At 63.0% G+C, this 20,561-nt stretch carries 19 protein-coding genes; 12 read left to right on the top strand and 7 right to left on the bottom strand.

Annotation, left to right across the window (positions count from 1 at the left end; translation table 11 throughout):
• The first annotated feature begins 797 nt into the window (after positions 1 to 797).
• The 7 genes from B5T_RS03490 to B5T_RS03460 all read left to right on the top strand — a co-directional run bounded on the left by B5T_RS03490 (position 798) and on the right by B5T_RS03460 (position 6,595).
• Positions 798 to 1,652, top strand: coding sequence for an AraC family transcriptional regulator (locus B5T_RS03490; RefSeq protein WP_014993077.1), 855 nt, complete (start codon positions 798 to 800; stop codon positions 1,650 to 1,652).
• A 395-nt stretch (positions 1,653 to 2,047) separates the two neighbouring features.
• Positions 2,048 to 3,061, top strand: a complete 1,014-nt coding sequence (locus B5T_RS03485; protein WP_014993076.1) for an isocitrate dehydrogenase — start codon at positions 2,048 to 2,050, stop codon at positions 3,059 to 3,061.
• A gap of 294 nt (positions 3,062 to 3,355) precedes the next feature.
• Positions 3,356 to 3,625, top strand: a complete 270-nt coding sequence (locus B5T_RS03480; protein ID WP_014993075.1) for a DUF883 family protein — start codon at positions 3,356 to 3,358, stop codon at positions 3,623 to 3,625.
• Entirely contained in the window at positions 3,622 to 4,107 is a 486-nt protein-coding gene (locus B5T_RS03475) for a hypothetical protein (protein ID WP_148279195.1), read from the top strand. Before B5T_RS03480 ends, B5T_RS03475 begins: the two co-directional genes overlap by 4 nt.
• A 179-nt stretch (positions 4,108 to 4,286) precedes the next feature.
• Positions 4,287 to 4,748 (top strand): OsmC family protein, encoded by a 462-nt coding sequence (locus B5T_RS03470; RefSeq protein ID WP_014993073.1) that lies wholly within the window; start codon positions 4,287 to 4,289, stop codon positions 4,746 to 4,748.
• Between the two features lie 29 nt (positions 4,749 to 4,777).
• On the top strand, positions 4,778 to 5,575 hold the full coding sequence (locus B5T_RS03465) for an enoyl-CoA hydratase (protein ID WP_014993072.1): 798 nt from the start codon (positions 4,778 to 4,780) through the stop codon (positions 5,573 to 5,575).
• 21 nt (positions 5,576 to 5,596) lie between these two features.
• On the top strand, positions 5,597 to 6,595 hold the full coding sequence (locus B5T_RS03460; RefSeq protein ID WP_014993071.1) for a LysR family transcriptional regulator: 999 nt from the start codon (positions 5,597 to 5,599) through the stop codon (positions 6,593 to 6,595).
• Here the strand turns inward: B5T_RS03460 and B5T_RS03455 are convergent.
• Positions 6,592 to 7,581 (bottom strand): aldo/keto reductase, encoded by a 990-nt coding sequence (locus B5T_RS03455; RefSeq protein WP_014993070.1) that lies wholly within the window; start codon positions 7,579 to 7,581, stop codon positions 6,592 to 6,594. The genes B5T_RS03460 and B5T_RS03455 overlap by 4 nt on opposite strands.
• Before the next feature lie 136 nt (positions 7,582 to 7,717).
• On the opposite strand from B5T_RS03455, the gene B5T_RS03450 reads away from it, so the two are divergent.
• Positions 7,718 to 8,632 carry a LysR family transcriptional regulator gene (locus B5T_RS03450; RefSeq protein WP_014993069.1) on the top strand — a complete coding sequence of 305 codons (915 nt, stop codon included), beginning with the start codon at positions 7,718 to 7,720 and terminating at the stop codon, positions 8,630 to 8,632.
• Positions 8,633 to 8,654: 22 nt separating this feature from the next.
• On the opposite strand, the gene B5T_RS03445 is transcribed toward B5T_RS03450, so the two are convergent.
• The 5 genes from B5T_RS03445 to B5T_RS03425 form a co-directional block, all read right to left on the bottom strand.
• Complete coding sequence (locus tag B5T_RS03445; protein ID WP_014993068.1) at positions 8,655 to 10,643, bottom strand: acetoacetate--CoA ligase; 1,989 nt, start codon at positions 10,641 to 10,643, stop codon at positions 8,655 to 8,657.
• Positions 10,644 to 10,677: 34 nt separating this feature from the next.
• Positions 10,678 to 12,048 carry a TRAP transporter large permease gene (locus B5T_RS03440; protein ID WP_014993067.1) on the bottom strand — a complete coding sequence of 457 codons (1,371 nt, stop codon included), beginning with the start codon at positions 12,046 to 12,048 and terminating at the stop codon, positions 10,678 to 10,680.
• Between the two features lie 18 nt (positions 12,049 to 12,066).
• Positions 12,067 to 12,666, bottom strand: a complete 600-nt coding sequence (locus B5T_RS03435; protein ID WP_014993066.1) for a TRAP transporter small permease subunit — start codon at positions 12,664 to 12,666, stop codon at positions 12,067 to 12,069.
• A gap of 94 nt (positions 12,667 to 12,760) precedes the next feature.
• Positions 12,761 to 13,861: a TRAP transporter substrate-binding protein gene (locus B5T_RS03430; RefSeq protein ID WP_014993065.1), complete on the bottom strand. Its 1,101-nt coding sequence runs from the start codon at positions 13,859 to 13,861 to the stop codon at positions 12,761 to 12,763.
• A gap of 219 nt (positions 13,862 to 14,080) precedes the next feature.
• Positions 14,081 to 15,493: a sigma-54 interaction domain-containing protein gene (locus B5T_RS03425; RefSeq protein WP_014993064.1), complete on the bottom strand. Its 1,413-nt coding sequence runs from the start codon at positions 15,491 to 15,493 to the stop codon at positions 14,081 to 14,083.
• 254 nt (positions 15,494 to 15,747) lie between these two features.
• Between B5T_RS03425 and B5T_RS03420 the strand changes: the two genes are divergently transcribed.
• The 3 genes from B5T_RS03420 to B5T_RS03410 are packed head-to-tail and all read left to right on the top strand — an operon-like array spanning position 15,748 to position 19,099.
• Positions 15,748 to 17,265, top strand: a complete 1,518-nt coding sequence (locus tag B5T_RS03420; RefSeq protein WP_014993063.1) for an acetyl-CoA acetyltransferase — start codon at positions 15,748 to 15,750, stop codon at positions 17,263 to 17,265.
• Positions 17,266 to 17,273: 8 nt separating this feature from the next.
• Positions 17,274 to 18,446, top strand: a complete 1,173-nt coding sequence (locus B5T_RS03415) for a CaiB/BaiF CoA transferase family protein (RefSeq protein WP_014993062.1) — start codon at positions 17,274 to 17,276, stop codon at positions 18,444 to 18,446.
• Positions 18,443 to 19,099 carry a glutathione S-transferase family protein gene (locus B5T_RS03410; protein ID WP_014993061.1) on the top strand — a complete coding sequence of 219 codons (657 nt, stop codon included), beginning with the start codon at positions 18,443 to 18,445 and terminating at the stop codon, positions 19,097 to 19,099. The genes B5T_RS03415 and B5T_RS03410 overlap by 4 nt, the downstream gene beginning before the upstream one ends.
• On the opposite strand, the gene B5T_RS03405 is transcribed toward B5T_RS03410, so the two are convergent.
• Positions 19,073 to 19,459 carry a DUF6694 family lipoprotein gene (locus B5T_RS03405; RefSeq protein ID WP_014993060.1) on the bottom strand — a complete coding sequence of 129 codons (387 nt, stop codon included), beginning with the start codon at positions 19,457 to 19,459 and terminating at the stop codon, positions 19,073 to 19,075. The two genes, B5T_RS03410 and B5T_RS03405, sit on opposite strands and share 27 nt — an antisense overlap.
• 179 nt (positions 19,460 to 19,638) lie before the next feature.
• On the opposite strand from B5T_RS03405, the gene B5T_RS03400 reads away from it, so the two are divergent.
• Positions 19,639 to 20,535 (top strand): ATP-binding protein, encoded by an 897-nt coding sequence (locus tag B5T_RS03400; protein WP_014993059.1) that lies wholly within the window; start codon positions 19,639 to 19,641, stop codon positions 20,533 to 20,535.
• Positions 20,536 to 20,561: the final 26 nt, after the last annotated feature.

The following is a 20,561-nucleotide window of genomic DNA, read 5'->3' as shown; positions in this document are numbered from 1 at the left end:
TGACCGTCAGTCAATAACGGGGCACCATCAAGAAAGACAAGATGATCGACACCATGGGTGTCGGACTCACTCTCACCCCAGGCCGCGAACGTTAATTCCTCAACCAATATTGAGGTCAACGGCATTTCTTGATGGGTTTACCGATGGTCGATATAGGCACCGCCTATTCGACAGCGATGTGGACCGGGGCCCCCGCTTGCCACCTGACGGACCCGCCCCGCCAACTGGCGGCGGGTCCCTTCCACGACGGACACAATAGCGGGCAACCACCAGTCGGCGGTATCCGTTTACTGCGGGATAATTGCCTGATCCTGTGAACAATACAGAATCAGGCAGCCGCCCCCGCCAAAGCCCCATCCGGATTGGAGATCCACTATCCGGCAAGTGCCAACAACATCACGCCACCAAAGCCCCCATCCGGAACAAGGGCAATAGTGTTGAAACAAAAGGCTTTGCACCATATTGCTGCGTCATAAAACCGACATCAATTCAATTTGATGCACGCACCACTTTCAGCCGGATCAGGCCAGATTGCGGATTGTCGCGGATCACCATGACAACCCCTCCGGCTTGCCTGAAATTGCTTGTTACTCCACAGTCATTGCACGATCCTGCAGCATTCCAGGAGCCGCGCTTACCCTGTCACGGGCAGTGCGTATACTGCCGACAAACACACGGAGGGCACTATCGTGGCGCATCACTCCCTTTCCCTTTCAGCATCCGGGCAGGACGTCGAACTCGAACAACTCCGTTCCCGGTTAACCCGAACCGTCCTGCGGCATGCTCCTGAGGATGGTATGGAAGAATCCACACTGTCGGGCCTGCATCTGGGCCGGGCCAACACACCCACGCAATGCACCTCGGCTATCTACGAGCCCTGTCTGTGCGTCATCGTCCAGGGCAGCAAGACGATCTGGCTTGGCGACCGCGAAATCGTCTATGGCCCCTTGAGCTACCTGGTGTCATCGGTCCATCTGCCGGTACTGGGGCAAGTCAACGTGGCCAGCCCCGGCGAGCCGTTTCTGTCCATTCGCCTGGACGTGGATTCCCAGGAAGTGGCGGATCTGGTGTTCGAACTGGGCGAGACATTGAACGATGAGGATCAGTGCCCGGAGATCAACTGCGGGCTGTGCATGGCGCCCATCGACACCGCCATGCTGGACGCCACCACCCGTCTGGTGGAACTGCTGGACAAGCCCGCCGACACGCCGATCATGGCACCGCTGATCCGGCGCGAGATCCTGTATCGCGCGCTGATCGGCGAAATGGGCGCGCGCATGCGCAAGTTCGCCGCCGCCGACAGCCAGTCCCACCGGGTTTCCAAGGTCATCGCCCTGCTCAAGGATCGCTATACCCAGCCGCTGCGGGTTCGTGATCTGGCGGATCAGGTCAACATGAGCGAATCGTCCCTGTTCCACAGCTTCAAACAGGTGACGCGCATGTCGCCGCTGCAATTCCAGAAGAAACTGCGCCTGCATGAGGCCCGACGCCTGATGCTCAGCGAGGGTCTGGAAGCGGCCACCGCCAGCTATCGGGTGGGTTATGAAAGCCCGTCCCAGTTCAGCCGCGAATACAGCCGTATGTTCGGCGCGCCGCCGCGCGCCCACGTACAGAGCCTGCTGACCGGTGAGGGCGTCGGCGCCCCCGCCTGACACCATCCATCTCCAGGGGCGGCCGCGCCCGCCCCGTCTTCCTGTTTCACGTCTTCATTCCGAACCAGCACGGTGCACTCCCGCCGGGCCACCCATCCATTGCCCCATTAAAGTGCGCGCCTTATGCACCGTGGCCCACGCTGACACGGTTTCGTCACGGCACGGAACTTGAATACAAGAGGCCGTCCGCTTGCCGGGACCCGGGCGGGCCTGCTTGAATCAGAACGGATCCGCCCCCATATAGGGCGCAAATTCGGCTTCCCGCTTACCGGCCCGGACAGCTACGGACGGATACCCACCCCGGTGTCCGGCCGCGACGGTCCCCCCACCCACAACGTGGCGACGGACCCACCATAATTTTTCTGCATTCCAAAAGACCAGAAGGAGAGGAAACCATGGCGGAAACACGCGTGACCATCATCCCGGGCGACGGCATCGGCCCGGACATCGTCGATGCCACCGTTCGAGTCCTGGATGCTCTGGACTGCGGCCTGGCCTATGACTACGCCATCGCCGGGCAAACCGCCCTGGACAAGGGCCTCGACCTGGTCCCCCAGGAAACCCTCGACATGATCGGCAAGAATCCGGTGGCACTGAAAGGGCCGATCACCACCCCGGTCGGCAAGGGCTTCCGCTCGGTCAACGTCACCCTGCGCAAATACTTCGACCTGTTCGCCAACGTCCGCCCCGCCCTCTCCGTCCCCGGTGTCCGTTCCCGCTACGATAACGTTGATATCCTCACCGTCCGCGAAAACATCGAAGGCATCTACTCCGGTGAAGGCCAAATGGTCAGCGAAGACGGCGAACGGGCGGAGCTGCGCAGCGTGATCACCCGCAAGGAATCCAAGCGCCTGATCCGCTTCGCCTATGAAGCCGCGCGCCGGCTGGGCCGCAAGAAAGTCACCGTGGTGCACAAAGCCAACATCATGAAATCCACCTCCGGGCTGTTCCTGGATGTGGCACGCAGCGTGGCCAAGGAATACGACGACATCGAGCACGAGGAAATGATCGTCGACAACTGCGCCATGCAACTGGTGATGAATCCCCACCGTTTCGATGTCATCGTCACCACCAACCTGTTCGGTGACATTCTTTCCGACCTCTGCGCCGGCCTGGTGGGCGGCCTCGGACTGGCACCGGGCGCCAACGTCGGGGAAGACAAGGGCATCTTTGAAGCCGTGCACGGCAGCGCGCCGGACATCGCCGGCAAAGGGGTCGCCAACCCCACCGCCCTGATGCTCGGCGCGGCCATGATGCTCGACTACCTGGATCTCAACAGCGAGGCCGAGCGCCTGCGCAATGCTCTGCGCACGGTGGTCGGTGAAGGGGACAAAGTCACCCCCGATCTGGGTGGGCGCAGCAGCACCACGGAATTCACCGATGAAGTGATTCGCAAGCTGGCGCAGTAATATGGCTGCGAAGCCGCTGTGGGAGCTTGCCTGCAGGCGAATGTTGCTCAACGCCTGAGCGAACCCTCATTCGCTTGCAGGCAAGCTCCTACAGCGGCTTCGTAGTTCGGTTTGAGGGAAACGGTGAGGCAGCGGCTCACGACCCACCATTCCCGGCCCGCTCGTGAGCCGGATCAAGAAACCCCATGGTTTTGCATTTTTAACGGCCTGCCCACTAGGCGCCATGGCCATGCACTCTATATGCTGAAGTTTCGTTGTTCATATCAGAACGCAGCTCTATACCAAGGAGGCGTCATGAACCAGTCAGCGGAAACCGAGGCCCTGAAAAAAGACCTTGAGCAGTTGCGCCGGGACTTCAAGGCCCTGGCCGACGCGGTCAAGCATTCCACTCAGGAACGCGCCCAGGAGCATCTCAACAGCGCCCGGGAAACCTTCGAAGGCGCCCGCCAAAGCGCCTCCCGGCAAGCCGAGCATCTGGGGGAGGAGATCAAGGCCCGCCCTTTTACCAGCGTGCTCACGGCGTTCGGCGTGGGCCTGGTGCTCGGCAAACTGCTCGGCCGTTGAGCGTGAAACTGCGCGGCATGCTGGCCGGGCTGTTCAGTCTTAATGCGATGATCTGGCTGATCATGCTGATCAGCCTGGCGGCATTGCTGAGCCTGACGGCGGCGGCCTGGATCGCACTGACGCCGCCATTGGGCGCGGCTCTGGCCGCGCTGATCAGCGGCGCCGGTCTGCTGGTGGTGGCCGCCGCCCTCGGCTACGGCCTGGTTCGTGCCAATCGGCCCGATCCAGCCCGGGACGAAGCCCCGCCACCGGCGCCGAGCCCGACGGAAAGCGTCCTGGAGTCCGGTCTGCGTCCCCTGGTGGGCGATCAGACCCTGGAGTGGGCGCGCCGCAATAGCGGCCTGCTGATGATCGGCGCCTTCACCGCCGGCGTGGCGATTGCCGCCAGCCCCACCCTGCGCCGCGCACTGACCCAGGTTGCCGGCCCGGTGGTGACACGTAAGGCCGTGGACACCTGGCGGGCCTTTAATCAGCAAGACTGACCCACGGCGCCGCCTCCTTATCGGACGGCGCCGATTTCCTTCTTGCATTAGCCTGTCTAAGCCAATTCCCTAGAAAACATCGCTTTTCATTAAGCAGAGCTGATGCAATGGTACTGCTCACCGAGGGCGCCCCAGCCCGTTTTCAGAAGCCAGTCCATTTTCAAAAGGGAGCAGAGCCGATGTCAGAACATCACGCCGCCATTGCCTGGACCCGTGCCGACCACCCGGACGGCAGCGGAAGCTACTCCCGTAACCATCTGGCCACCCTCAACGGTGGCCAGACCGTGCAAGTCTCCGCCGCGGTGGATTACCACGGGGACGCCCACTGCGCCGACCCGGAGCAACTGCTGGTGACCTCGGTGTCCAGTTGCTACATGCTGTTCTTCCTGGCCATCGCCGACGTCAAGGGCTACCGGGTGGAGCGCTACAAGGACACACCGGTGGGCTTTCTGGAAAAGAACGAGGAAGGCCGGCTGGCGGTGACCCGGGTGGAACTGCGACCCACCATCGAGTTCGCCGACGGCCAGACACCGGAACCGGCCGAGCTGCAACGCCTGCATGCCGGCGCTCACCGTAATTGCTTCATCGGCAATTCGCTGAAGACCAAGGTGCGCCTGCGTACCCAGTCCGCGGCGGCCTGAGCGGATAACGCAAAACAAGGAGAATCGTGATGAGCGTGCAAGCCGATCTCAATGCCCCGCTGATACTGCGAGAAGACCAGGATGGCCTGGTCACTCTGACTCTGAACCGGCCCCGCCACTACAACGCCCTGTCCGAGGAGATGCTGGCGGCGCTGAAAACCGAGCTGGACGCCCTGGCCGACGACGAGACCCTGCGCTGCGTGGTGTTGCGGGCGGCGGGCAAGGCGTTCTGTGCCGGCCACGATCTGCGTCAGATGCACTCTCATCTGGGCGAGGAGGATTATTACCGGCAGCTGTTCGCCACCTGCAGCGGTGTGATGCAAAGCCTGCTGGCGGTACCGGTACCGGTGATCGCGGTCATTCAAGGGGTGGCCACCGCCGCCGGCTGTCAGTTGGTGGCCAGTTGTGATCTGGCGGTGGCCACGGACAGCGCCCGCTTCGCCGTCTCCGGCATCAACGCCGGGTTGTTCTGTTCCACGCCTTCGGTGGCGTTGTCCCGCAATGTCTCGGCCAAGCGCGCCTTCGAAATGCTGGTGACCGCGCGCTTCATCAACGCCGCCACCGCCGCCGACTGGGGCTTGATCAATCACGCCGTGCCGGAAGCGGAACTGGACGGCGCGGTGACCGCCCTGGCCACTTCGATCATGGAGAAAAGCCCGGCGGCAATCCGCCATGGCAAGGCCATGTTCTACCGGCAACGGCAGCTGCCCCTGGACGAGGCCTATCGTTTTGCCGGAGAAGTGATGGCGCGGAACATGATGGAAGCGGACGCCGCCGAAGGTATCGACGCCTTCCTCAACAAGCGGGCGGCACAATGGCAATACTAAGCCAATGGCAGCGCTAAGCGGATGAACGAGCACTCCCGGCCCTCCTTGCCCGCCGGCTTCATGCGGCGCCTGCCACCGCTGGTGGCACTGGCCTATTTCGAGGTGGCGGCGCGCACCCGCAGCTTCGCCGCCGCCGCCAAGGAATTGAGCGTGACCCCGGCGGCAGTGAGTCATCAGATCAAAGCCCTCGAGGAACAACTCGGGGTGGCGCTGTTCATTCGCCACCATCGCCGGGTCACGCCGACGGCGGCGGCGCTGAGCATCCTGCCCCGGTTACAGGACGGCTTCGCCGCGCTGGTCGATGCCGTCGATGAACTGCGCAGCCAGGGCGAAGCCAAGGACGTCATCACGGTGTGCGCCGAGCCGTTGTTCGCCACCAAATGGCTGGTGCCACGCCTGCATCGTTTCTACGCCCGCCATCCGGAGGCGGAAGTGCGTCTGCAGGCCAGTCTGCATTCCGTGGACACCGCTCCCGGCGGACCGGTCACCGCTGCCGCCTTCTCCCGCGCCGGTATTGATCTGACGATCCGCTTTGGTTATGGCCAATACCCGGAGATGAACAGCTCACCACTGTTGGCAGTGGCGCTGGTGCCGGTAGCCGCTCCCGGAACCGGGCGGAACACCATCACCGAGGTGCTCGATAACGGCGCCCTGCTCACCGACAATACCGCCGGCCGTTCCAACGAGCGGTTCGGCTGGCGCGAATGGTGTGAAGCGGCCGGCGAGTCTTTTCCCGCCGACGCTCGCGAGCACCACTTCGGCAACGGCTTGCTGGCTCTGGAGGCCACCCTCACCGGCCAGGGCGCCTGGCTGGTCTGCCCGGAGCTGGTGGAGACGGAACTGGCCGCCGGCACCCTGCGGCGGCTGAGCGAAGTGGCGCTGCCCTGCCGATTCCATTATTTCATCGTCAGCCCGGAGCGCGCCTCCCCCCGGACCATCGTCACCGACTTCCGCGACTGGTTGCTGGATGAGCGCCGGCTGGCCAGCGGGCAGCCCATTGGAACCGCCGTGCCCGGCTAGTTTCCCACGGTACGCATGCCTTCCTCGCCATAGCGTTCGCCGGCGGCGCCGTGGCGGGGAAAGATCGCATCCAGCCGCGCCAGTTCATCGTCGCTCAGCCGCACCTCCAGCGCCGCCAGATTCTCCTGCAAATAACGGCGGCGCTTGGTGCCGAACAGGGCGATCACATCCTCGCCCCGAGCCAGCACCCAGGCCAGCGCCAGCTGCGATGGCAGTACCTGTTTCTGTTCGGCCAGGGCATGCACCTGATCCACCAGGTCCAGATTGCGCTGGAAATTCTCGCCCTGGAAACGCGGATTGTGGCGGCGAAAATCGCCTTCCTCGAAATCCTCCGGCGAGCGGATCGCGCCGGTGAGAAAACCCCGCCCCAGCGGACTGTAGGCGACAAAGCTGATGCCCAGTTCACGACAGGTGTCCAACACCCCGTCTTCCGGATCCCGTGTCCACAGAGAGTATTCACTCTGTAAGGCACTGATGGGATGCACCGCCTGCGCCCGGCGCAGGGTATCCGGCGCCGCCTCGCTCAATCCGAGGTAGCGGACCTTCCCTTCCCGCACCAGATCGGCCATGGCGCCGACGGTGTCCTCGATCGGCACTTGCGGATCCACCCGGTGCTGGTAGTACAGATCGATGGTGTCCACGCCCAAGCGGCGCAGACTGCCTTCCACCGATTTGCGCACATAGTCCGGGGCGCCATTGATACCACGGGCGTGCGGATCCGAGGGATCGCGGACAATGCCGAATTTGGTGGCCAGGAACGCCTGATCGCGCTTGCCGGCGATGGCACGCCCCACCAGTTCTTCATTGGTGTGCGGTCCATACATGTCGGCGGTATCGATCAGGGTAACGTCCTTCTCCAAGGCCGCGTGCAAGGTGGCAATGGATTCCCGGTCATCCCGGTCCCCATAGAAATCACTCATGCCCATGCAGCCCAGCCCCAGAGCGGATACCAACGGACCATCCCGGCCCAGTCGTCGTTGTTGCATCTTTGTGCTCCTCAACAGACATGCTCTTTGCAATGGAAGGAAACAGACCGGCACAGTGTGTTCGTTCAACCCTGGCTGATAAACCGGTATTCATGGTTAACTCTGTTCACGATTACCGAACAGTAACTGGTGCCTTATGGACCGTTTGCGAGCCATGGAAATCTTTGTCCGGGTGGTGGATGCCGGTAATTTCACCCGGGCCGCGGAAACCCTGTTGCTGCCCAAGGCCACGGTGAGCACCGCGGTGCGGCAACTGGAAGATCATCTTGGTGTACAGCTGCTGCACCGCACCACCCGGCGGGTGTCCCTGACTCTGGACGGCGGCGCCTACTACGAACGCTGCCTTCATCTGCTGGAGGAACTGGCGGACACCGAGGCCCTGTTCACCGATGGCCACCGGCCGTCCGGGCGCTTGCGCGTCAATCTGCCGGCCAGGCCCGCGCGGCTGGTGATCCTGCCCCGGCTGATGGCATTCTGCGACCGCTACCCGGAGATCCATCTGGAACTGGGCATCAATGACCGGCTGGTGGATCTGGTCCAGGAAGGTGTGGACTGCGCGCTGCGCGTTGGCGAGCTGCCCGACTCCAGTCTGGTGGCCCGGCGCCTGGGCTACCTCACCGAGATCAGTTGCGCCTCGCCCGATTACCTGGCCCGGTATGGCACGCCGGAAACGCCAAAGGACCTTTCCCGTCACCAGGTCATCATCTATCACTCCGGCCGCACCGGACGGCCGCTGCCCTGGGAATACACCGAGCACGGCCGGATTCACGAATGCCAACCGGAAGGGCGCCTTACCGTGGACAATTCCGAGGCCTACATCAGTGCCGCCCTGTCCGGCTTCGGCCTGGTGCAAGCGCCGCTGTACTCCGTTCGCCCCCATCTCGACGGCGGCGAATTGGTGGAAGTGCTGGCGGACTACCGGCCGGCGCCGAGCCCGGTGTCGGTGGTGTACGCACACCACCGACACCGCTCGTCCAAGGTCCGCGCCTTCGTCGACTGGCTGGAGCAGACGCTGCGCGACCTTCCGGGTCTGGAACGTCATCCGCCCTAGCGGCCGCGATCAGCGCGATCCGCTAACCGTGCAACAGGTTCGCCTGACGCAGGCGGTCACGTATCCGATCCAGCGCCTCGGGGTTGGCCAGGGCATCGCGGTTATCGCCACGGACGGCGCCGTTGAGCAGCCCGGCCACCGCCAGCTCCACCTTCTTGCCACTGCGGGTATAGGGGATATCCGGCACGGCGATAACATGCCTGGGAACGTGGCGGGGGCTCGCGCCTTCACGGATTCTCGTCCGCAGACGTTGAATCAGTTCCTCGCTCAGGTCGCCGCCGTCATTCGCCACCACCAGCAACACCACTTCCACATCGCCGTCGATCTGGCGGCCCACCACCAGGCTGTCCTTGACCCGCTCCTCGGTTTCCACCTGACGGTAGATTTCCGCGGTGCCGATGCGCACGCCGCCGGGATTCAAAGTGGCATCGGAACGGCCATGGATCACCGCGCCGCCGTGTTCGGTGAAGTGAATAAAATCGCCGTGGGCCCAGACTCCGGGGAAGGTTTCAAAATAAGCCGCGCGATAACGCTCGCCCCGAGGGTCACCCCAGAACGCCACCGGCATGGACGGCAGCGGCTGGCGGCATACCAACTCACCCCGGCCTTCGCTGACCGGCTCGCCGTGCTCCCCATACGCCACCGCGTCCACGCCCAGGAAGCGGCATTGGATCTCGCCCCGGCGCACCGGCAAAAGCGGCGTGGCGCCGACAAAACAGCCGCAGATATCGGTGCCGCCGGCAATGGAGCCCAGCAGCACGTTCGGAGCACCATCGGCATAAACCCAGTCGTAATCCTCCGGCAGCAACGGCGATCCGGTGGAGAACAATACACGCAAAGCGGACAGATCCAGGGTCTTTGCCGGTGTCAGGCCGGCCTTGCGGCATCCCGCCAGGAAGCGCGCGCTGGTGCCGAAGTGAGTCACCTTCTCGTCCGCCACCAGACGCCACAGCATGTCCAGATCCGGGTAGCCGGGTGAACCGTCCACGGTGATGACGGCGGCGCCGGTGAGCAAAGCCGAGGCCTGCCAGTTCCACATCATCCAACCGCAGGTGGTGAAGTAGAGAAACCGGTCCGCCGGCCCCACATCGCCATGCAGCATCAGTTCCTTAGCGTGATTGACCAGCAACCCGGCGGCGCCGTGGACGATGCACTTGGGCTTACCGGTGGTCCCGGAGGAATAGAGAATGTACACCGGATGATCCGGCGGCAACGGCGTGAACGAGGGCGCCTGGCCTTGGCCTTCCGCCAGCGCCTCCGGCCAGGGCGTGACCCGATCGCCGGCCACCGCCGGCTGATCCGGCAGTTGCTGGACACTGACCACGCAACGCAGGCTCGGCAATCCCTCGATCAGCCCGGCGAAGTCTTCCTGGCGGGCGAACACCTTGCCACCGTAGCCGTAACCGTTCACCACGATCAAAGCGGCGGGTTCGATCTGGCCAAAGCGATCCAGAATGGCGCCTGTGCCAAAGTCCGGGGAGGCGGAACTCCAGATGGCGCCCAGGCTAGTGGCCGCCAGCATGCCCACCAACGCCTCGTAACCGTTGGTCACCACCGCGGCGACGCGGTCCCCCCGAACGATGCCCCGGGCACGAAGAAAGGCTTCCAAAGCCCCCACGTCCGCCTTCAGTTGCGTATAACTTTTGCGCAGCACCGGCCGGGTTTCACAATAGGCCACCACCGCTTCCCGGTCGGCGTGTTCCCCCTCCGCCAGACGCAACAGGTTGGCGGCGAAGTTCATTCGCATGCCGGGAAACCATTCGGCGCCGGGCATGCCGCGTCCGCCCAGCACCCGCTCGGCGGGAACCTCGTGGATCAGTCCGCAATAGTCCCACAGCTGTTGCCAGAACAGCTCCATCTCCTCGATCGACCACTGGTGCAAAGCGTGATAATCGGCGAAGGGGCCGAATCCCCGCGTCTCCAGCCAGGTCTTGAAACGTCCCATCTGGCAATTGGCCAGGGTGTCCGCCGAAGGGGACCAGACCACGGGGGAAGGTGCCATGTTGCTCATTCATTTCTCCTGTTACTGCATGCCTGTTAAAGCCCTAAGGCCCGCCGTAGATTTCATTGGGCAACCAGGTGGCCAGGGGCTCGAACCAGAACACCAGGGCCAAGCCCAATAACTGCAGGGCGATAAACGGCAACACGCCCAGATAGATGTGCCGTGTGGTGATCTCCGGCGGGCACACGCCCTTGATATAAAACAGCGCGAATCCCACCGGCGGTGTCAAAAACGAGGTCTGCAAACACAGCGCGAACAGAATCGCGAACCACACCGGTTCCACGCCGAGGGAGAACACCACTGGCGCCACCAGCGGCAGAATGATCAAGGTGATCTCCACCCAGTCCAGAAAAAAACCGAGCAGGAAGGTGACCAGCAGAATGGTCAGCAGAATGCCGGTGGTACCGAACGGCAAACCGGTGATCGCCGCGCGAATCACGTCATCGCCGCCCAATCCGCGCAGCACTGCCGCGAACACCGTGGCGCCGATGAAAATACCGAAAATAAACGCCGTGGTACGGCTGGTTTGATAAAGCGCGTCCTTGAGCACCGTCATATTCAGACGCCGGCTGAGCAGCGCCATTAACAGGGCCCCCGCCGCGCCCACGCCGGACGCTTCCGTGGTGGTGGCGATACCGAAAAAGATCGAGCCCAGCACGGCGATGATCAGCGCCAGCGGCGGCACCACCGACAAGAACAGATCCCATACCGCCCGTCCGTCCAGACGGTCATGATGCTTCGGTGCCGGCGCCAGATCTTTTTTCAACCAGGAGGCGATAACGATGTAGAGAATGTACATCGCCCCCAGCATCATGCCGGGGATCAGGGCTCCCATGAACAGTTTGCCAACGGAAGCCTCGGAGGTGCCCAACCGATCCGCCATCAACACCAGCATGATGCTCGGCGGCACCAGAATGCCCAGGGTTCCCACCGAACAGGCAGTGCCCACCGCCAGCGGTTTGTTGTACTGGGCCTGCATCATCGGCCCCAGCGACAACATGCCCAGCAACACCACGGAAGCACCAACGATGCCGGTGGACGCCGCCAGCAGAATACCGACCACCACCACCGTGATCGCGTAGCCACCACGCAGCGGCCCGAGCACCCGCACCAGACTGTGCATCAGTTTTTCGGCGATCCCGGAGCGGTCCAGCATGATGCCCATGAAGATGAAAAGCGGCAGCGCCACCATCAGTTCATTGGCCACGATGCCGTAGATGCGGGCATCCAGAACACCGATGGTGCCGGCCCAGGTGAACCAGAGATCGGCGTCGAAATACTGAACCAATACACTGCCAATAACGGCGAACAACAGTCCCACGCCCGCCAGCGCCCAGGCCACGGGAAAGCCCAACAGCAGCAGTCCCATGAAACTGGCGAACATGGTGATAACCAGAGTTTCTTCCAGACCCATAACAGTGATGCCTCTTGATCAGGGGTGGGGATGAGTGCCGTCGCGCTCATCCGTGCCGGGCTGGATTTCACGAGGAAAACGGAACAGGAAAGTGGCGCAGCGCAGTCCCCGGGAGAACAACGCCACGGCCACCAGCATCAGCCCCAGTGGCAACACACTTTTGAAAATGAACCGGTGCGGCAGCCCGCTGGGAGCCTGGGAGCGTTCGCTGAAGGTGTAGGCCTTGTAGGCGTAGGGCACCAAGGCATCGATCATCAGATAAAGGATCGGCAAGGCCAGCAATACGATGGCCACCAGTTCGATCCACGCCTGGGCTTTCAGGGAGAATTTTTCCCGCAAGACATCCACCCTGACGTGGTCATCCCGGACCACCGCGTAGCCCAGGGTCAACATCATGGCGGCGCCGAAAAAGTGCCAGGACAATTCCTCCAGAGCGATGGAGCCTTCGTTCATCACGAAACGGCTGAACACATTGCTTAATACCACCGCCAGAACCGCCAGCCAGAGCCAGGAGCACCAGCGCCCGACCCCGGCCACCAGCCGGTCCAGCCACCAGGACAGCCGGTTGTACGGCAAGGCATCGACCGCCGCATCAAGGGAAACAGGCTTGTTAGTCACGGTCACCTCTGCATCGGAAAGCAAATGACATCAGCAGGCACCGGACGGTGCCTGCCCCGGGGGTTATCCGGTTCGGGTCAGTCGTACTGTCGGATCAGTCGTACTGATAGAAATCCCGCGGCAGATACCCTTTGCTGTGCCAGATGGCGTGATGCTTCATGAACTCACGCTGACTGGTGAGCACGCGCTTGAACATGGCGTCCTTGGCGGCCATGTCGTCGAGCACCTTGTTGGTGACCTTCTCCAATTCGCGCAGCACCGGTTCCGGCAGGGTCTGGGCGGTGACGCCTTCCTTCTGGTATTCCCGCAGGGCGGTGGGCTGAGCCCATTCGCTCTGGGCAAATCCCTTGAGAACGGCGGATTCACAACCCATTTCGATCAAGGCGCGGCTTTCCGGCTTGAGCTTGTTCCAGGCTTCCTTGTTGACCAGCAGATGAGAAGTGGTCAGGGTCTGGTGCCAGCCGGGCATCACATAGTTCTTGATGATCTGATCCAGGCCCAGCATCTTGTCGATGGCCGGCTGGGAGAACTCGGTGGCGTCGATGGTCTTGCGCTCCAGGGACTGATACAGCTCGCCGCCGGGGATCATGGTGACCGAGGCGCCCAGTTCCTCCAGCACCTTGCCGCCGATACCGGCGAAACGGATCCGCAGCCCCTCGATGTCCTTCAACTCGGTAATCGGTTTGGCGAACCAGCCCGCGCCCTCGGGGCCGATGATGCTGCACAACATCGGATGGATGTTGCGCGCGTCGTAGATCTCCTCCAGCAGCGCCTTGCCATCGCCTTCGTAGTACCAGGCCAGATAGGCGGGCGGCTCCATGTTGAACGGGGCGCCCGAGTACAGTGGCAGAGCCGGAATGGTGCCCTGATCGTAGCCGACCCAGGTGTAGCCCGCCGGGTACTTGCCCTCACTGACGGCGTCCATGATTTCAAACGGCGGCACCAGTTCGCCGGGCTCGTAGTAACGCAGTTGAATATCGCCACCGGAAATCGCTTTCAGGTTGTCCGAGAGATATTTGATCGGGGTGGTCAGACCCACCAGGTGGGAAGGGAATGCCAGCGGTACCTGCCAGCGTATTTTTTCCTCCGCCACGGCCTGACCGCTGATCAGACTGGCGGACATCACCGTGGCGGAAAAAAGAGCAGCGAAAGTGGCGCCGCGCCCGAGATTGGAGAGCTGTTGCTTGAGCGACATGAAAAGAATCCTTCTTGTTGTTGTGCGATTGTCGGGGTGGTTGTTCCCACCTTCTGCGCACACCAACTAGCAGGCACCGTGCCAGCCCGAAAACCCTTTATAAAACAATAAGGTAGAGAAGTTATGGTGATTCTTCTTTGTTTGAGTGTCCGGAATTCAGAACAGTTTTAGACAAAGGTCTAACGAATTTGTCCTGAATCATGGACATCTGTCCTGATATCAGGACAGTTTATTCAGCTTTTCATACAGCGCCGAGCGGGAGATCCCCAGTATCCGCGCCGCGCGGGAACGGTTGCCACGGCTGGCCACCAGCGCCGCTTCGATGGCCTGGTGTTCCGCCTCCGCCAGCACCTGAGCCAGCGGACGGGCCGGTTGAGCCGCCCCCACCGGTTGCAGGCGTCCGCTTTTGCGCGGCAGCACTTTGAAGATGGCGTCGGCATCCAGCAGGCCGGTTTCCTCCCCCATGGTCAGGCCCCGTTCGAGCACATTACGCAACTCGCGGACATTACCGGGCCAGTCATAGCTGCTGAGGGCCGACACCGCGGCATCGGTGATCTCGGCACGCAGTTCCAGGCCGGCCCCGATATCCTCCAGAATCGCTTCACACAGCACGCCCAGATCCGGCAGGCGTTCCCGCAGGGGCGGGATGGTGATCTCCAGCACATTGAGCCGGTAATAGAGATCCGAACGGAAGCGGCCCTCGTCCATCATGGTTTCCAGATTACGGCTGGTGGCGGCGATCACCCGCACGTCCACTCGGGCCACCTTGTTGGAGCCCAACGGTTCGATCTCCCCTTCCTGTAACGCCCGCAACAGCTTGGCTTGCAGCGCCAGTGGCATGTCGCCCACTTCATCCAGAAACAAAGTGCCGCCATTGGCCAATTGGAATTTGCCGTCCCGGGTACGCCGGTCAGCGCCGGTGTAGGCGCCGGGCGCCACGCCGAAGAACTCCGCCTCCAGAAGGTTTTCCGGTATCGCCGCCACATTGACGCCGACGAAGGGACGCTCCGCCCGTCGCGACAGAGCGTGGATGGCCTGGGCCAGCACTTCCTTGCCGGTGCCGGTTTCCCCCAGCAACAGCACCGGCATGTCCCGCCCCGCGGCCAGCCGGGCCCGACGCTTGACCTCGAGAGCCGCCGGGCTGGCGCCGACGAAATCCCCCAGGCTGTAACGGGTACCGCGATTTTTTTTCGCCAGCGCCTTGCGGGCCGCCACCAAATCCTGGTGCAAACGGCGGTACTTGCTGACCAGCGGCGTCAACGGCTGCAGATCGTCGTACAACACGAACGCCACCGCGCCCATGACCTTGCCGCTGTCGTCGAAGTAAGGCAGCCGCGTCACCACCAGTTGCTGGGATTCGTATTCCATGATGTCCAGCAACAGGGGACGGCCGGTTTCCACCACCTCCGGCATGCGCGTCATGGGAATCACCCGGCGTACCGGTTCACCGATCACCGCCGCCGGATCTTCGATGCCCAGCAGCGAAGCGTAGCTGGCGTTGATCCAGGTAATCCGCGCCTGCCGGTCCACCGCGATGCCCCCTGCGCTGGCTTGCTCGAACATGGGAAACAGGGCTTCGATCAGGTCGCGGGTCAGCCCGCTCTTATCGTTTTTGCTGAACAGCTGTGTCATGCAAGTACCGCCGGAGACAGGGTCTCATGATAGGCCCACGCCATCGCGGGGCCGCGGGAGGTGGGATTGCGGAAAGTATAGGGGGGCGGCGTGAACAGGGTAAACGCCGGCACAATCGGACGCCGCCGGATGAAAGGTCCGGTTTGCTGCAATTTCGTCTGAATCGACGAATATCCCCAATCCTCACTGAGGAACACTCAAGCATGAATTTGCTGGGGCCGTCGCCCAAGCCACATCGAAACAAAGGATTCTACATGAGCAGTCCCGACCCGCGCTGTCTTCCCGTCCTTGTGGGCGTGGGTGAAATCACCGATCAGCCGCAACAACTGGAGCGGGGACTGGAACCGCTGGCGCTGATGGAGCATGCCCTGCGTCGGGCCGAACAGGACAGCGGCGTCGCCCTGCTCGATCAACTGGATTCCGTCGACATCGTTTATCAGTTGTCCTGGCCTTATCCGGACACCGAGGCGCAATTGTGCCAGCGCCTGGGGCGGCAGCCGCAACGGGTGGTACTCGGTCCCATGGGCGGGGAATCGCCGTTGCGCTACCTCCATCAGGCCGCCCTGGCCATCGCACGGGGTGAATGCCGGGTAGCGGCGGTGGTCGGCGCCGAATCCCGGCACACCACGGAACGGGCGGCGAAACAGAATCTGGATCTGCCCTGGCCCCCGCGCGATCCGGCGCCGAAGGTGCGGCGCGGCAAGGACATTCTGCATCCGCTGTCGCTCAAACACGGCATTCTGATGCCGCCAACGGTGTATCCGTTCTACGAAAACGCCCTGCCTCACCGCTATGGCCAGACGCCCCGCGCGGCCATGGAGGAATCCGGCCGACTGTGGGCGCGAATGGCCCGCATCGCGGCGGACAATCCCTATACCTGGTCCGAGCGCACCCCGAGCGCCGAGGAGATCATCACCCCGACAGCGGAAAACCGGGCGGTGGCCTGGCCCTACACCAAGTGGCAGGTGGCCAATCCGATGGTCAATCAGGGCGCCGCCCTGTTGCTGACCAGCGCCGCCGTGGCCAGGGAAATGGGGATTCCCGAGGAGCGCTGGATCCACCTTTGGGGCGGAGCGGCGGCGGTGGAGCCGGAGGATTATCTGCAACGGGATCAGTTCCACCGCTCCCACGCCCAGGACACGGTACTGGAAACCGTGCTGCAGTGGGCCGGCGGCGACGTCGGTGGCTTCCGCCATCTGGAGTTGTACAGCTGCTTCCCCTGCGTGCCCAAGATGGCCCGCCGCACTCTCGGTCTGGACGAGGATTTCGCGCCCAGCGTGACCGGCGGTCTGAGTTTTTTCGGCGCGCCAATGAACAACTACATGACCCACGCCGCCGCCGCCATGGTGCGCCACCTGCGCGACAGCGCCCCGGGCGAGGGGTTGCTCTACGGCCAGGGCGAATACGTCACCAAACACCATGCCGTGGTGCTTTCCAACCGGCCACCACCGGCACCACTGGCCGAGGACTACAGCGTGCAGGCGCAAGCCGATGCCCGCCGCGGACCGGTGCCGCCGCTGCGCGAACACTATCAGGGACCAGCCACGCTGGAGACGTTCACCGCGCTGTTCAACCGTGCCGGCGAGGTGGATTACGCCGTGGTGCTGGCTCTGACGCCGGCCGGCGAACGCGTGATGGCACGGGTTCCAGGCACCGATCGCGCCACCCTGGACACCCTGCTCGACCCCGAAAACAGCCCCATCGGCGCTGCCGGCGAAGCCATGCCGGGCGAAAACGATCTTCTGCACTTTGGCATCACAATACCTGGATGAGAGCCACAATGTCCCAGACCATGCTCGAGGGCGTACGCATCATCGACATGACGACGATGATCTTCGGCCCTTATTGCACACAGATGCTCGCCGATCTGGGCGCCGACGTGATCAAGGTCGAGGCGCCCGCCGGAGATCTCATGCGTATCGCCGGCAATCCGGCGAAAACACCGGGCATGGGGCCGGCGTTCGTGACCACCAATCGCGGCAAACGGTCGGTGGTGCTGGATCTGAAACAGGAGCAGGGCCGGCGCGCGCTGGCGGCCCTGCTGGGCGACGCCGATGTCTTCATTCATAACGTGCGCGCCGACGCCATCGCCCGCCTCGGCTTCGACTATGCCAGCGTCAAAGCGCTGCGCCCGGACATCATTTATGCCCACTGTGTCGGCTTCGGCTCCGGTGGCCCCTATGCCGGCTTGCAGGCTTACGATGACGTGATCCAGGCCGCCAGTGGCATGACCGATCTGGTCGGCCGCTACGACGGCGACGGCCGGCCCCGCTATGTCCCTTCGGTGATCGCCGACAAGGTGGGCGCCTTGTACGCCAGCCAGGCGGTACTGGCGGCGGTGGTGCACCGGCTGCGCAGCGGCGAAGGCCAGCAGGTGGAGATCCCCATGTTCGAGACCTTCACCCAGTTTCTGTTTCAGGAACATTTATTCGGCCAGACGTTTCAGCCGCCCACCAGCGAGGAAGCCGGTTATTTCCGGCAACTGGACCCGCACCGCAATCCTTTTCCCACCGCCGACGGCCACATCAGTATCGTCCCCCACAACGATCACTGCTGGCTGACCCTGCTGGATCTGCTCGGCTGTCCAGAGCTCACCGAACGGCCGGAGTTCAGCGGCCAGCCCGAGCGCCGCGCCAACATCTCCCTGCTCTACAAGGAAATGGCGCAACGCACGCCACAAAAAACCACCGCTGAATGGATGACACTGTGCCGGACGGCGTCGATTCCGGCCATGCCGGTGTGTCCCTTTGATCGCGTTCTGGAAGACCAGCATTTGTGGGCCACCGGCCTGTTCCAGCGCCGCCGCCACCCCAGCGAAGGGGATTACGTGGAAATGCCGCTGCCCACCCGTTTCAGTGCGCGGGCACCACGGCCGGCCCGGCCGGCACCGCACCTGGGCCAGCACACCGATGAAGTGCTGGCCGAATACAAAATCACGGAGCCTCCCCGATGATCACTCTTTACCACTGCCACAACGCCCGCTCGTTCCGCTGCCTGTGGGCGCTGGAAGCGCTTGAATTGCCGTACCAACTGAACATGATGCCGTTCCCACCGCGTGTCGAATGCCCGGATTACTTGCAGGAAAACCCGCTCGGCACCATTCCCCTGCTGGTGGACGGCGACACGCGCATGACCGAGTCCTCGGGCATTGTCCATTATCTGGTGAGCCGCTACGGAGCGGATTCGTCACTGGCGCTGCCGGCGGACCATCCCGAATACGGCGCCTGGATCAATTGGTTGTACTTTGGCGAGGCCACGCTGACTTTCCCGCAGACGCTGGTGCTGCGTTACACCCAACTGGAAGCGGAAGAACGGCGACTGCCGCGAGTGGCGGAGGATTATACGCGCTGGTTCCTGTCGCGTTTGAAAGGCGTGGAGCGGGCCTTGAGCGACCGCGAATGGCTGTGCGCCGGCCGCTTCACCGGCGCCGACATTTCCGTGGCCTATGCCCTGTTACTGGCCCAACGGCTCGACCTGTCCCAGTACTTCCCGCCACGCGTCAGCGCCTATTGGCAGCGAGCACAACAGGAGCCGGCCTACCTGCGGGCTCAACGTTCCCAGGACCGGCACCAGCCGTCCTCAGCCGCCGTTAGTCCGCTGGTGTAATTCGCGCCCGGCCGCCAGCACCTGCTCGGCGGTCATGCCATGCAATCGTTGCGGCTCCACATCCATAATCAGCTTCACCGACTGGTCGAACTCGATACGCAGGTCTTCCGGCAGTGACGAACGCACCCGGTCCAAGGACTGTTGCAGGGATTCCTCGGTGCCGGTATCCAACACCGGCGCGTTCCGGCCGGAAGAGCCGGCCTGATTATCCGTGGCGGCGTGGTTGGTGGTGGCATTGTTCATGATGGCATTGTCGGAGGCCGCATCCGCTGAATCATCCGCGGACGGGTTATCGGACGGGCCACAGCCCGTTACCATCGCCACCATGATCAGAGCAGCGGGCAGTTTCCAGATCGACATCTTGTTCCTTGGCGTTTTCCTGAGTGATTCTGCACGGTTGTCGAACCGGCTCAGAATAGCGCCGACGGGGAAGTTTGTCTGTCGTATTCGCGCTAGTATTAGGCGGTTTTCAGGTAAGAGCCTCAGACCAATCCGCGCCATCATAGGAGTTTCATCCTAGCCCCATTGACGGAGTCACCATGTCTCAGGATTCACCCTCGTCCAACCAGGCGCTGCTGACCGCTTTGCATGGTCAGCTCGAACGCATCGCCCACGCTTTGGAAACCGCCACCGGCACCGCTACGGTGACCTTTCCCGAAGACGCCCCGGCCTATCGCTGGGAACGGCGTCAGGGCCCCTTTGGTGGCGGCCGCCTGGTGCCGATCGAGAATCCCGCGCTGATCCGCTTCGATGATCTGCGCAACGTGGACCGCCAACGGCAGGCGATTGAACGCAACACCCGGCAGTTCGTCGCCGGCCGGCCCGCCAACAATGTGCTGCTCACCGGTGCCCGGGGTACCGGCAAGTCGTCGCTGGTGAAGGCCTGCCTGCAGGCGTTCCACGATGAAGGGCTGCGCCTGATCGAAATCGACAAGGAAGATCTCGCCGATCTGCGCCAGGTGGTAGCCCTGATCCGTCAGCGCCCGGAACGCTTCATCCTGTTTTGCGATGATCTCTCTTTCGAGGAAGGCGAAGGCGGTTACAAGGCACTGAAGACCGCCCTGGACGGTTCGCTGACCGGTGCCGCCGCCAACCTGCTGATTTACGCCACCTCCAACCGGCGTCATTTGCTGCCGGAAAAGATGAGCGAGAACCTGGAGGCCCGCCCCGGCGAGAACGGTGAGATTCATCCCGGCGACACCACCGAGGAAAAAGTGTCGCTGTCGGAGCGGTTCGGGCTATGGCTGAGTTTTTATCCCTTTACCCAGGACGACTATCTGCGCGCCGTGGACCACTGGCTGCATTACTTCGGTTTCAACGATGAGGACGCGGCGGCGTTGCGCGACGAAGCGGTGCTGTGGTCCCGCACCCGCGGCGCCCGCTCCGGCCGCATCGCCTGGCAGTTCGCCCGCGATCAGGCCGGCCGGCGAGGCTGATCCGGCGCGTGAGCCGCGATTCCCGG

Origin of the sequence: Alloalcanivorax dieselolei B5 (assembly GCF_000300005.1) — a bacterium.
GTDB classification, from domain to species: domain Bacteria; phylum Pseudomonadota; class Gammaproteobacteria; order Pseudomonadales; family Alcanivoracaceae; genus Alloalcanivorax; species Alloalcanivorax dieselolei.
Note: the sequence above shows the minus strand (reverse complement) of the source record. Positions and strands in the feature narration are given on the sequence as shown.